Raw genomic sequence first — 15,080 nt, forward strand, 5'->3', positions numbered from 1 at the left:
AGTGGCGCACTTTTAAAGCATAACTGTGGCTCACTTTTAGACCATAATTGACAGCGACAGAACTGAAACCATACTCACAACGGATCATCTGATGTATTAATGTCCCCCACAGCATGACGCCGCAACAAATTGCTTAATAAGCGAAAGCTCTCAACATTGACTGATGGAGAGAAACGCGAGCGTTTTTTACCCAACAGAACTCCCTCATCCAACTCGCAAAAATAAAGCTGCGCCTGATCTGTCGCACCAGTATTCATAGCAATATCTTTACGGCTGACAGGGAATGATCGGTAGTGCTGAGCCATAGTGAATATTCGCCGAATATGATATCCACTCTCTTTTAAGAGCCTATTCCGTCGCCTGAGCGAGATGAATCCGTAGTGGTAGGCTTGAAATAATCGCAAGGCAAGCTGGTCAAATCCAATTAACAGATAAACACATCGATACCCAATAGGAGTATGACTATATACGCCAATATTAAGAGGAGATTTAGAAACAACATCAGATAACGAAATGCTGCCAGGAAGTGCAGCGATTAAACTATTAGCCTCATCTAGTAAAACCTTAATGTTCTGGTGCGCTTCATCAATCAGCTTTTCAAGCTGATACATCACGGTATCAGCATAGGGATTATCAGCCAGTGAATCCCTGTTTATACTAGAAACTAGCCGAAAGAAAGCAGGCATCCCAATAATTGTTCCTTTCCTCTCACTACGATCTCTCCCATGCCAGATACTGATTGCATAATATGTATGTAAATCAATTCGCAATTCAGAATGTAATGTTCCCACCGTTCTTTCCACCATAACAGCCTCAATTTGATAATTGGCATAGTGGAAGATAGTCAGAGATCACTGCTAATTTGAACAATGAAAAACTGTTTATTTGGGAGTGATGTTTTTATTGATCACTTCACTACAACAGCTAAGTCCCAATCTAGGAAGCAAATAATAAAAAAATGAGGTGATATAACATGTAAACCTCAGCTAACAGTCTTAGAAACTTATCAACTGTGCAAGCCTTCGCAGATACCATCAATAAACAACCAGATTTAAGAGGCTAAAACTTGTCTGAGCAGGAATTACTACTCGAATAGGTCAGCCTTAACGCTAAATGACTGCGCCTATTTGCCATTGCGGAAGAACCATAACGCAACCGCTTTTGGCTGTGCTGTTCCGCGTGGCCTGTTGGGTGTGGGCTCGCGAGGCCCATAACTGTCGGAACGGGACGGCCACCCACACCGACACGGGACACCGCTGTAGAACGGCCTGCAGGTGCATAATCTCCTGCGTTATATTGAATGGACGAACGGCAAGCAACTCAACGTACACAAAGCGCCACCGCTTGCCGGGCGGCCATTTCCCCCGCACACTCTGAAGCTTAAGGCAGCAGGCGGGAGCCGACTGGGTGTACTGCCAAGCATCTAACCAGCACACCAACAGAATGCTTAGCGGCGCGGTGGCCTTGCAGATGAGAGAGTACCGCGCCCAACACCGCATGTGCCCCAATGCGTGCCGTTTCATTATCTTCACCGGCGACATCTTTAATCATCTGCGCCAGATACGGGGCTGATGCACCCGCCAGTGCTTTGGTCATATCACCACCCGCCAATCCTTGCAGAGCAGCGGTGGCTGCTTGCGCGATCTTTTGGTAGGTGCCACCAATGCCATAATCTTTCATAGCATCTTTATAGACTGGCGATGCTTCTATCTCTTTCTGGGTTGGGTTGAGATTACCACCTTTCGCCAATGCATCTTTCGCCGCTGTGGTGGCCTGGATCTGCCCCTGCGTGCTAATAACATCAAACACCTGCCCGCCAATCTCGCCAATCAACTGTGCTTCTTTCAGGCGATTTTGCTCTTTCTCTTTATCAAATATCGGGGTGAGGGCGTTATTAGCATGTTCCAGTTGAATGGGAGTAACCGGAGCACAGATAAAGTAAGAACCCCAGTTTATTTAACTATTCGGGGCTCATCATAAAATTCAGATTAGATCTTCACCATTTAAAAGCACAATAACGTTTTCTTCCCCTAACTCCAGTCTGATTACATCTGCTATTTCAGAGGTGTTCAACTCAGGAAAGGACTTATCATTGACTGTAATCAAAAAATAAGAGTTTGGCTCTTTTAGTCCGAATTCTTCAGCGATTAATAACTTAGTTTCTTGATTATACTTTTCAACACGATCATCAATTAGTTCAAGTTGTTGGTGATTCAAAATTATATGTGGCTCAAACATAAGATATGGACCATCAAAAAGATGGTCGTACTTTACCCTAACTTCATCTAATTTTTCTTTCAGCTCATCAATATTCACTGATGTGTAACATGTTATATCAATTGACATTTACTCACCTTACTTAATTTGTATTGGCTTTCCTGATTGGTCAATAACAATGACTTTATCTAAGCCCTTGATTGGCCAATCACTAAATTGCTTTTGCAAGTCGCTAACGCTTGCTTTTGTATCTGCCAAGTTGATAACAACATTTTTTGTTTGACCGCTATTCACCTTTTCCAAAGCTCGATCATAAATATTACGAATTGAATTTGTCTTAGGAGCGATATTATCAAATATTTCACCATTAATTTTATAGTCTGGATTTTTAACTCCAAGGGTTACAGGATTCTGCTCTACATGATAACCATTTTGAGAAAGAATCGTTGCCCCCTCATTTTCTCGTTGTAATGAGCGTATATTTTCTATTGATGTATTAGGAGGTAGTTTAGTTGGTTGACCGCTTAAAGAACCCGTAGTAGCCTTTCCAATATTCTTGGCTGCATTAGCCGCAGCAGCTTCTGCTTTCGCCGCCGCCGCTTCTGCCGCTGTCTTACCTATACCGATTGCACCACTGGCACCCACACCACCTGGCACGATAGCTTCCGACATCTGGATACCAGCATTGTTCAGGCACAGCACCACATTACCTGTACACGCCTGTATCGCTACTTTAGCAGCCGCTGCGATTTCAGGTGTGGCCGCAGCCAGTAAACCACCACCCAGGCCAGCCGGAAGCGCTACCATTAACGCATCCTGCATCGCCAGCCCTTTCTGGCACGAAGCTGAACCGGGATTATCAGCACAGGACATAATATTTTTTGCATGTTCTTGTGCTGCTTTTATCTGCCCGTCCTCTGTTCCACCGCCGAGAAGATTATTCTCAACCGCGTTCTTCCCGGCCTGCGCCCCGGCAACGGCATTGCCCGTGCTATCGCCGACCAGGCCACCGGATAGTCCCGCCGCCAGAGAGCTGAGGTTAACAATAACCTGCTTTTGTGCTTCGGTCAGGTCTTTGGTCTCGATATTTGGGTACAGGTTATTTTTGATGTAGATGGCGGCCAGTTCGCCACTTAAAGCTCCGGCACCACCCGCAGCGGCGCTGTTGCCTTGCAGGTGAGAGAGCACTGCGCCCAACACCGCATGTGCCCCAATGCGTGCCGTTTCATTATCTTCACCGGCGACATCTTTAATCATCTGCGCCAGATACGGGGCTGATGCACCCGCCAGTGCTTTGGTCATATCACCACCCGCCAATCCTTGCAGAGCAGCGGTGGCTGCTTGCGCGATCTTTTGGTAGGTGCCACCAATGCCATAATCTTTCATAGCATCTTTATAGACTGGCGATGCTTCTATCTCTTTCTGGGTTGGGTTGAGATTACCACCTTTCGCCAATGCATCTTTCGCCGCTGTGGTGGCCTGGATCTGCCCCTGCGTGCTAATAACATCAAACACCTGCCCGCCAATCTCGCCAATCAACTGTGCTTCTTTCAGGCGGTTTTGCTCTTTCTCTTTATCAAAGATAGGAGTGAGGGCGTTATTGGCATGTTCGACGTCACGACTCAGGTCAGCGACATTTTGTTGCTGTTTGTCTTGATCGCGAATGGTGATGCTACCGTCAGACACCGCCGCATGGGTGGTACCTTGCGCATTACCATCATTATTGGCCCCGACCAGCACCAGATTGCCCATGTTGCCGAGGAAGTTATCCGCCACGCTGCCGCCGGTGCTGATACTGCCCCCCTGATGCTCGGTTTTGAACTCGGCTTTATTTTCAATATTTCTAAAGCCCAGTGTACCGGTATCCAGTTTGTTCTTATCCGCTGTTGCTGCAGAGCCGATCACTGCACCGTTAAGCTGGGTGTGTTCTCCGACGGTAATATCAAAGCCACCTTTGCCTGCAAAGATGCCGGTCTGCTCTTGCACCGAATCAAAGTTGCTGTGCATTTTGTCCTGAGTGGCACTCAGGTTAGCGGAAGCTCCACCGGTTCCCCACACCACCACACTGACGCCGCCGCTAATACTCTGCTGTTTATAATCGTAACGGTCACTGTCTTGCTGGCTTTGCAGGGTCAGGTTGCGGCCGACATCCGCTTCGACTTTGTCGCCACTGAGTTGTGCGCCCAGTAGGGTGGTATCACGACCACTAGTGAGAGACAAGGTGTTGCCACTGTCGAGGGTAGTTTCAGACCAATAAGTGCCATCGCCGCTGTCATTACCTTTGGATTTATTGGCATTAGCGAAGATGCTTAATCCAGTTTTCTCACCAAAAGTGATACTGGCACCAATACTGCCACCACTGCTGCTGTTGCTGCCTTCGGTTTTCTGGGTATTGGCTGCACCAAGTAACAACAGGTCACGATCGGCATCCAATGTGGTGTCGTGACCTGCTTTGAGCTGGCTCCCGCCAATGATGATATCGCCGCTATTGGTACTCTGACCTTTGCCGGTAGCGGTTATATTGAGGTCATTGCCCGCGGTCAGGGTTGAGCCGCTGACCGCCAGTTGTTCCTGATGTTGTTGCGAGGTCGATTTTTGTGAACCTAACGACACACTGACACCAAACAGGCTGCCGGTATCGGTATTGCCCTGTACCTGTGCCAGATCCATAGCCTGTTTAGCTGATACTCCAGTCAGGACGGCTTTGGTGCCCTGTAATGCCGCCAAACGGCCACTGGTCTCTTTAGCTGCGTCTTGTGCCGTGGTGACCGCAGAATTGATCGCTGATCCAACAGCACCGGAGAGCGCTAGCGTCAGACCTGTGCTTTTTTGTTCATATCGCTGATCGCTGCTGCGCTTATCCTGACCCGGCTCAATGACGACGCTATCACCGGTGACATTCAGGTTTTTATTGGCCAGAATATCCGCGCCACCAATATGGGCGGTGCCACCCGCCTTGATGGTGACATCGCCGCCCGTGCTACCAATGGTGCTGGCGCTTTGACTTTGCGTCGTCCCGGAATCACGACTTTGTTGGCGTGATGAAGTGCTGCCAATAGTGATCCCTATGCCGCCGCCACTGAACATGCCACTTTTTTTCTTTTCAGACAAACGGTAGCTGGATTGTTCCTCGGTTGCCGCCACAATATCCATATTGTTGCCCGCAGTCAGTGCGACATTATTATCACCGACAACCGCAGAGCCTTTCACCAGTATGTCATTATCGGCAGACAACGAGACATTTTTGCCACTGAGCAGCGAGCCTTGCTCCTGCGTAGCATAATCTTCAGATACCACGTGGGTGGTGGTCTTCGACAGCCTTTTCTTCTTGACCGTGGTTTCTTCAAAGAAGGAATAATCACTTTCCGTCGCCGTGGTCACATTAATGTCATGACCGGCTTTCAGAGCAATATCACCACTGGCCTGCCCCTGTGTGGCCTGCAGATTAATGTCATTACTGGCCAGAATCGTGGTGTTCCCACCGCTGACGATTCCAGCCCCTTGCTGACGAATAGACTCATTGATCTGTTGTTTGCGATCACCGTGTCTTTCACTGTAGGTGCTGCTTTGCTGAGCGTTAAGATTGACGTCACGGCCCGCCTTGAGGGCGGTGTCGTTATCTGACACCAGCCCTGCTGCCTGTGAGTTGATATCACGCCCGGCATCCAATGTCAGATTATTGCCACTGGTTATCACTGAGCGGGTGGCATCAGTGGTACGATTTTCACTGTTATTGGTTTTTTGTTGGCTATTTTTCTCCGCTGTTTCCAGCGAAATATCACGCCCTGCAGACAGCCCGACATTCCCCTTCGCGGCCAATTCACTGGCCGTCAGTGACACATCGTTGCCTGCATTGAGTGTCAGGTTACCCCCAGCACTAATTTCACTACCCAGACTGTCGCGATGCTCACTTTGTTGATAACCGTTGCGACGATCACGCTGTTGATTATGTTCATTATTGCTGAGCGTGGTATTGGCTTTGATATCAACATCACCACCCGCTTGCATATCCAAATTACCACCAGCAGACACCTTGGCACCCGTGACTAAAATGTCTTTTCCTGCATTCAGACTGAGAGAGTCCCCGGCACTGATAGTGGCGGTATTGCCAATTTCTGTGCGGGTTAATGACAAGGACTCGCTATTCCAGCGGCCATTACCGGCCGTCGTTGCTGTCCACTGTTGGCTGAGTGTTTGATTGATAATATTGCCATCAAGGCTCTCCAGTGCCACTCGCTGACCGGCGATGCTGGAGCCAATGTTACTGATATCACCGATAGCACTCAGTTGCAGGTCACCGCCGGACGTGATTTTCCCGCCTTGCAGGTTGCTGAGGGTGGTTTGACTATTCACCGCCAATAATTGGTCGGCCTTGAGGGTACTTCCCGCGTTAATGACCTTGCCTGCCGCGAGATTGACCTGATTACCACTGATGACGCTGCCGTTTAGCGAGGCGCTATCCGCTTTCGCCAAATACAATTTGGGAGCTAAAACAGTCTGGCCGTTAACATTAATCTCTTCCCACCAGACAATACTTTTGTTCAGGGCAGCAACCTGTTCCGCTGTCAGGCTGACACCCAGTGTTAGCCCCAGCCCGCTTTGGGCTTGTGCGGCGTTGTCGATAAGGTATTGCATCTGGGCTAAATCAGACCCAAGACCATTGAGGTAACGCTGACCAGTTTGGCTCAGGACCGCATTACTGATATAGCGGGTGTCAAAAGCTGCATCGCCGAGGAAGCGATAGTCATAATCGGGTTTCAGGTTTAAGCGATCGAGGAAATAGGCTGAGCCGAGGAACTGTTTTTGGTCAGTAAACTGGCTGTTGTTTTCCTGTGGTGCAGCCCCCGGTTGCTGGCCCAGCATGGCGTACAAACCATCAAACAAACTGTTATCGAGTTGCCCTAATTCATTCAGTTTGGGGTTGGTGGTGATGAGATACGGGCTGCTTGGGTCAGGGGCCAGCACAAAGTGGCCATTGTTGCTATTCGGCAACGGATAATCCGCCAACTCCGTGGCATTGTTGCCCAAGGAACCCAGCGCGTTCTGCAAGTTATCTTTCCAGACTGGCGTCCCCACGGTGATATATTGGTCGTCCGTCAGATCTTGTGCCTGAGCAGTGCCGATATTATCTGGTTGTGATAGTAAATCCAGCTTAGGGGCTGCCAGTGTATGACTCACTCCGCCTGCATTTGGTGTGGCTGTGGTGTTACTGATATCGCCAGTGAAATGAGCATTAACTGCGCCACTGGCTTGAATGACGGAGCGATAGAGCTGGCTGTCTTCACTGCGTTCAGTACGAATATCCCCATCAGCAGCGTAGGTAACGGACTGGTCCTCGATTTGCCCCAATGCGAAGATATTAAGAGGCTGTAATTTGGACACTTCATACCAGTATCTGGACTGAGAAAGTTCTCCTGTGCGGTAGGTTTGATAACGTGTTTCTGTCCCTACCAACCAAGACTGATTATTCAGCGTATTACCCGTAAGAGAGATATCACCGTTAGAGAGGATATCGCTGGCCAGGTTATCGAGTGTTTGAGCGGTCACGACAAGATCTTTACCGGAAGCAATACGTCCTGCTGCCCCTTTGCTGGTTACTGAAAGGGTCGAAACAGATAATGCCAGTTCTCGCGTTTTCTCAAAGGGGGCGGCATAGGTATATGTGTGACTCACTTGATTGGCATCATCCCCGGCTTCTTGCCGGGTGATCTTTATCGTGTAATAACCAACCTCACCTTCCTCGAAGAAACTGAGTGGTACTTTTACTATTGCACCATTTAACCAAGGATATTCATTAGTCAGATCCTTGTCTGTGCGGGTCACACTCAATCCATCACGCTGATTCAGCAAATGGTTGGTATTGATGGTGATATCACCGTGCCCCGTATCAATGGTGCCGGAGGTGTTAATAACCTCGCTGTTGGCACTGCCGGTGGTATCTTTCTGCATCCACAGACTGTTGTCCGCTAAAATATCGCCGTAGTGGTTGGTTATCTGGTCGGCCAGCAGTTGCATATTGCCACCGCTGTACAACATGCCGCTGTTAAACAATTGACTGGCGGCGTTTAATAGCAGGTCGCCTGCGGTACCAATAAAGCCGTTGTTGCTGATAGTGCTACTACTCAGCAGCTGTATGCGGCCTCCAGCTTGTAGACTGGCCGTATCATTTTGTGTGATACCCATGGCCTCAATACGGACATCGCCGTTACCACCGCGCAGTGTTCCGCTGTGAGTAAACTGCCCCAGACTATGGATAGACAGGCTTTGACCCTGTGTAGTGCCCGTGAGAGTGATATCCCCGCGACTGGACAGGTTGAGCATTTTACCTGCGGCCAGTGTGCCATGCTGTGTAAGGGCATCATTGAGGGTCAGGGAAAGATTGCCCAAGGCCACCAATTGCCCAAACAGGCTAAGCCCGCCACTGACGACAGTCAGGTCGCCTGCGCTGAAGAACTTGGCATCCTGTTGATTATCAATCTGTTGCGCCTGTACTCCCATCTGGCGAGTGGCCAGCAGGGTGCCTGCATTATTCAGGCTGCCAATCTTCAGTTGCAGGTTGTCGCCCTGTACTGTTCCCCGATTGTTGAAAATATCGAGCGTCAACAGATTATCGCCCGCAGCTATCAACGTACCGGTGTTATCCAGTCGCGTACCGTTAAAGGTGATGTTATTCGCTTGCAGCCAGCCGCTGTTGTTGAGGGCGAGAGAGCCAATATCTAAATCCCCCCCAACAACAATTTTGCCAGTGTTAAGCATCGGCGTTGTCAACACGAATGTGCTGGCTCCCGCGCTCTGAATGTTACCCGCGTTATCTAGCCCAGCAGCATTCAGGTTCAACCCGTTTTGGCTGCGTAGATCACCGCTGGCAAGGTTATGGAACACTCCGCTCAGTTGGACACTGAACGTATCCTGCCCTTGCATCACCCCGGTATTGGTAATGTCTGCCGTGCGTAGCGCCAGAGAACTGGCCTGAATACGCCCCTGATTATCGACTTGAGTGGCATTCAGGGTCAGTAAGCCCTTGCTCAACATCTCACCGCTTTTTTGTTGGGTGATGCCATCACTTATTTCAGACTTAAGCTGATTCACCCCGGCAATGACACCGCTGTTGAGCAGTGAATCTCCTTTCAGGAACAACGAGGTCGCCTGCCAGTTGCCGTGGTTAACCAACGCCAGCGCATTAATCGCCACCTCACCGAGGGTGACTATTTGGCTGCCTACACCACTATTAATATCACCGGTGAGATCGAGTTGGATGCGGTTATTCGCCTGTAAAGTCCCGGTATTATCCAGTTGGCGCGCCGCCAGAATAATCTGCTCACCTTGCCACGTCCCGGCATTGCTAACAGCCCCTGCATTCACCTTGAGATCACCGCCGCTCAGTAGCTTACCGCCGGTGGCATTGTTCAAGTCTTGCTGCAATTGTAACACCAAGTGTTCTACGCCAATCAGATGACCACTGTTGGTTAACTGCTCAGCATTTAACTGTGTAGTGGTGCCTTGAGCTTCACCCTGATTGATAAACTGCTGTGCACTGAGGCTTAGTTGGCTCTCACTGAGTATTTTTCCATCATTGGTCAATGACTCCGTACTCAACGTGGTAGGGCCATGACTCAGCAGTTGCCCACTGTTGGTGAGGCTTTGTGTAGCTTTTGCCGTGAGTTGGCCAATACCTAATGTACTGCCCGAGTTATCCCAGGTTTGTGTTTCAATATTCAGACGGTTGGCTTGTAGTTTACCGGCATTGTTCAGTTGCACACCTTGCAAAGTCAGAGCTTCCCCTGCTAGCAAACGTCCTTCATCTCTATTGTTGAATGTTTGTGCATCAATAATGGCATTGACGTCGGCCTGCATTAGCCCTCTGTTATCCAGATTGTGGGCTTTCAGCGCCAGTGTGCTTGCCGCCAGGGTGCCACTGTTGCTCAGTGAAGGAACTTCCAGAGTTAACTCCTGACTTGCCATCAGTGAGCCGCTGTTGTCCAGACTACGAGTAAAGGCCAATTCGAGCTGCGGAGCGCCAACCAGTCCGCTGTTGACCAATTGCTCACCACGCAGCGTCAACTGTTGTCCTGCTTGCAAGGTCCCTTGCTGGTTAAGCTGATTGACTGTCAGTGTCAAATCGTGATCAGCCTGCATACGACCTTGCTGGGTAAGGCTGTCACTGTGCCAACCAATATTGCGTGCAACTATATCCGCCCGGTTTTCAGTGGCTCCAGAGACAACATTCAGGTCACCCAACGTAGTAAAAATACCGGCAAGCTGGGCATTCTTCTCCGTATTCAATGTGATGCTATCTTTGGCTTGAATTTGCGCGCTGCTGCCCGTAGTGAACTGCTCTCCCGCCACGGTCAGGGCATGATCGCCAGACAGCAATCCGCTCAGCAGTAACGCCCCCCCTTGCAGGTGAATATCGCCAGTACTGAGTAGCGCCGAGCCTTCAGCGGTCGTCAGGTTGCTGTTGATAGCGATACCCTGTTTCCCGGTCGCCCGTCCCGTCAGTAGGAACTCGCCTGCTCGTACGTTCAGTGGCCCTTCGGCATACAGCGACCCATCGACGTTCAGCGTATTGCGCACCGTCAGGGCTAACTGCTGTTGTGAGCCAATCAGACCGCGGTTATTCACCGTATCGGCATTCAATGTCAATGTGCCAGCCGATTGCAGCTGGCCATTATTGTCGAGTTGTCCGACGTCCAGATTTTGGGAGCCTTGAGCTTGCATCAGCCCACTATTATTGAGACTTTGTGTCGTTATCTGGCTGTGGCGATTGGCTGCAAGTTGCCCACTGTTATCCAGTGTAGCGCTCTGTAGTGTAAGATCCTGCCCAGCGGTAAGCTGCCCTTGCCAATCCGCATTACCACTGAAAGTGAGATGGATATCTCCCTGTGCATTGAACAGGCTGCTGTGGGTACTTTGCAGGTCAGCACCTTGCAGAGTGACATCTCCGCCAGAGCTGGTTTTACCCGCCAAATTCAGTGTGCCACCTTGTAAGGCCACACTATCCAGACCTGTTAGTGTGGAGCCGCCATTCAGAATTAGATTGTTCTGCGCTACCGCCAGCACGGTTCCAGCCCCGAGCTGGCTATTCAACCACTGTTGTTCGGTGCCTTTCAGTGTCAGCGTTTGTCCGCCGACCAATTTGCCTTGAACGTCGCTACCCGCCAGTATCGTACTGTTGGCTGCACTCAACTTGCCCGCCGAGTCCAGAGTCATGGCTTTGGCCGCACTGAGCGTGGATTGCTCCAGTGCCAAATCACCGCCTGTGAGTACTATTTGCTGATCCGAATTTAGCGAAGCGTTGTTCACCGCCAGCTTGCCCTGGCTGTTCAACACCATATCCTGCCCGGATTTATGGCTGCCACCCAGCGTCATTTCGGTCGCGCTGACATTCAGGCTGCCCTGTGCCAGCGAATTATTGAGGGTCAGCTTGCCGCTGCTATCCAGTTGGATATCCCCCTGACGGGCATTGAGGTTACCGAGGTTAACACCCACCCCTTTCTCACTGGACACCAGACGGATGCGATTGGCATACATCCCACCCAATGCGCCGGTATCAACCGCCACTTTGGGCACATTACCTTTGCCTTGCAACGCGCTGACATGACCGGCCGCATCCACCCGGTTGCTACCGGCAATCAGAGTGAGGTCTTGTGCATAAAGTTGGGCGTTAATCTCAGTGGCACGGCTGATAATTGACAGTGCACCGCTTTTGCTGGCATCGAGGCCTTTGCCCTGAATCGAGATGGCCCCTTGGGTGACTTCTAACGCCTGCAATTTACCGTTGGCATCCATCATTGGCTTGCCGGTGGTCAGTGTCACATTCGGGGTATTAATAAATCCGCAACCATCGCAGGTGATACCGTAAGGGTTTGCCACCATGACACTGGCTTGCTTACCGGCCACTTCCAGATAGCCTTGCAACTGTGAACGGTTAGCACCCACCACTTCATTGATAATGGCTTTGGCTTCGTGACCTGTTTGCAAATTAGGGTTGTTTTGAATCAATCCACCCAGTTGAGATTGCGTCAACTGACCGGTAGCATTATTGAGGATCAATCCCTCTTTACCCACATTGAAGTCGTTATATTGGTTGTGGGAAATTCCGGACTGATTTGGTGTCGCGATGTTCACCACCGGCACACCATTACCGGCTTTATCTAGCTGTGTATTGCCCCCAGCAACACTCACCTCCGCCGCCAGTGCGGGCATAACAGGTTGCAGCACCAACAGGGCGCACAGGGTATAACTCAGCAATTGATGATGAGTTTTGATAGTTGACTCGTTATTATTATTCATCCCTGATAACCCTATATATACAAACAGTTAAATAACGAAATTAATGCGGTAGTAAACAGAAACACGATCTGGCTCCAGCCAGTCGGGATAGGCTAACGGCCAGCCGACGGTAAACTGGCTACTGAAATAGCGATGACGATTACCTAACCCGATAGCGCTGCCCCACAACTTGCCCGAAGCATAACTGTCAGCGGTGTCATGGCGCAGATAACCCCCGTCAATGACTGCCAGTGCAGTGATATTGCCTAGTAACGGCAGAGTGGTCAGTGACCAGTTCACCTCGTTGCGCCAATAACCGCCTTTATCGCCGGACAGATACTGTTCTTTAAAGCCGCGCACTGAGGTTTCACCACCAATAGTCAGTCGCTCGCTGCCGTATAAATTATCTGGCGTCCATTGCCCATAAAAGCTGGTGAGCCAGCTCCAGTCCGGTGCCAGAGGCAGATAATAACTGCCGGACAATGTCCACTTATTGAATTCGGCCTTGGGTGCGCCGCTATTTTTGCCATTATCATCCTCGGCACCAAGCCAGGGTACACCGCGACTGTAAGAGGGGTTCAAGGTGCTATAACCACCCCAGAATTTCTGGCTGTGATTAACCCCCAATACGACACTGGATAATTTGCGGCTGCTGCTTTGCAAAAAACTGTCATTGAGATAATTGCGATTAAGGCGATGGGTTAGGCCGAGCGACAGACCAGTCTTCATATCACTGTCCCGATACACCACACGCGAAATGGCAAAGCGGTGCGTTTGGCTATCGCCACTGGAGAGCCAGTCAAAGCCACGGTTAGTCACGGTGGAGAGATAATCGCTGTAGGAATAATTGTAATCCGCTAGCCAGGAACCATAGGGAACACTGACCCCAGTCTGCACACTGCGCGCATTATGACTGCTGGCAAAATCACTGCTACGCGAACCGGAAACAAACCACTGTTCCGCTAAGCCAAGCAGATTATTAGCCGTCAGTGAGCCATTAATCTGGCCAGTCCCGGTACTCTTTTGCCCACTATTATCAAAACCGACACCAAGATTCAGAGGGAATTCAGGTGTCGCGGTGAGATTGACGATGGAATAACCCGCTTCGGTGCCTGGCAATATTTCAATTTGCACCGGAGTTTGGCGTAAACGGTTAATTTGCTCCATGCCCTGTTCAATATCGCGCAGATTAAGAATTTTCCCTTCAAGTCCTGGGAATGCCATTTTTAATTGGCGCGAAGTTTTGCCGTCTAACTCTATTTTTTGCAGTTTACCTTCCAGCACAGCCAGTTGCAGGGTGCCTTGTGATAAATCCTGTTCAATAAGAAATACCCGACTGGTAATATAACCCCGCGAAATATACCAATCAGATATTTCTTGTATTAACGTCTGAATTTGACTTAAGGACAGACATCTATTCAGATAAGACTGAAGTAATTTTTGTTTGTCTCGTGCAGGTAAATGGTCTGCGCCTTGCAGATGAATAGTATTAATCACAAAACAGGTCCCAGCCAGTGCCGGGAGTGGTTTTGGCACGACTAACTCAGGGCTGAGGCTACGTTGTAATTCCTGACGTTGGCGCTGATTTTGTTCTAAAATGTCACGCTGTTGTTGCTGAATAGTATTTCTATCCGCAGGACTCAGCATATTGGCACAAACAGTAAATGATAATGACAAATACAGCAAAGCCGCTGCTGTCTGTAAATACTTAGACATGGCATCCATTCCAGATTTTATTGGATTTATTATTTTGGCGTATTATATCGATTAGCGAAACTACTGCAATTGATGAAATGAAATGCTAACAGTAGCCTCTTTGTGTAACGATCTGATGTGGAAGAAATAATATTAAACACGGGAGATTTTTTTAAAAGTATAATCCAATGGATTATATTCATTTTTAAGTATATTACCCTGACTTATTATAAAAAAATAAAGAACTGGTCTTAAGGTTTGACTTTGTTTGAATGTTTACCCTAAGTGATGGTGGCAGCTACATCATCTGCGTATAGTGCGACCCACTGCACGTTCGGGCTGAGTTTTCATAATACAATATGGAGGTTGTTTGTCTACACAGGGCGTTCTTCTCTGGGCTATGTGTTACTCACAGGCTTGTGTAGGTGTCAAACTTTAGATTTCCCAGTCCTTCAATTTCTGATGGTCGTTTGTAGAACTTAAGCGACAGGAGACACCTAATTTGAAGAATAAAAACTGCACTAATATCAGCATTGAGAATACAGTTGTGCAATTCTCTATAGAGCATCCTCATCAGGGTCAACAGAAAGCCGCTCTGAAGGTGAATGCAAGTACGGGGTAGACATCAGTGCCGGAAGTGTTCGTAGTTTCTGGCTTAGCCCAAACATGAACACGGCTGCTCTACGGGTCGCCAGAGCAAAATCAATACAACAAACGGCCTGATGGCCCGTTTGATAGATCTATGAGGAGTTGGTAATCTGGTGGCGTCAAAATCGCCTGATAATCACACTGTACAACTCAGCAATTCAGCAATTCAGCAATTCAGCAATTCAGCAATTCAGCTGTCAATTATGGTCTAAAAGTGAGCCACAGTTATGCTTTAAAAGTGCGCCACT

General features: G+C 49.2%; 5 protein-coding genes. All 5 read right to left on the reverse strand.

The window, feature by feature from the left end; all coding sequences use genetic code 11:
• Positions 1 to 74: 74 nt before the first annotated feature.
• A complete protein-coding gene (locus AACW11_RS14550) occupies positions 75 to 806 on the reverse strand; it encodes a PFL_4669 family integrating conjugative element protein (RefSeq protein WP_212586958.1) in 732 nt (243 codons plus the stop codon).
• Positions 807 to 1,380: 574 nt separating this feature from the next.
• Positions 1,381 to 1,833: a hypothetical protein gene (locus AACW11_RS14555; RefSeq protein ID WP_212586959.1), complete on the reverse strand. Its 453-nt coding sequence runs from the start codon at positions 1,831 to 1,833 to the stop codon at positions 1,381 to 1,383.
• A gap of 150 nt (positions 1,834 to 1,983) precedes the next feature.
• Positions 1,984 to 2,346: a hypothetical protein gene (locus AACW11_RS14560; protein ID WP_050083817.1), complete on the reverse strand. Its 363-nt coding sequence runs from the start codon at positions 2,344 to 2,346 to the stop codon at positions 1,984 to 1,986.
• Positions 2,347 to 2,355: 9 nt separating this feature from the next.
• Positions 2,356 to 12,510 (reverse strand): hemagglutinin repeat-containing protein, encoded by a 10,155-nt coding sequence (locus AACW11_RS14565; RefSeq protein ID WP_212586960.1) that lies wholly within the window; start codon positions 12,508 to 12,510, stop codon positions 2,356 to 2,358.
• Positions 12,511 to 12,537: 27 nt separating this feature from the next.
• The gene (locus tag AACW11_RS14570) at positions 12,538 to 14,214 is read right to left on the reverse strand and encodes a ShlB/FhaC/HecB family hemolysin secretion/activation protein (protein ID WP_212586961.1); all 1,677 of its coding nucleotides are present in this window, start codon (positions 14,212 to 14,214) and stop codon (positions 12,538 to 12,540) included.
• Between the last annotated feature and the right edge of the window lie 866 nt (positions 14,215 to 15,080).

It is taken from the genome of Yersinia sp. Marseille-Q3913 (assembly GCF_963892745.1).
In the GTDB taxonomy this organism is placed as follows: Bacteria; Pseudomonadota; Gammaproteobacteria; order Enterobacterales; family Enterobacteriaceae; genus Yersinia; species Yersinia bercovieri.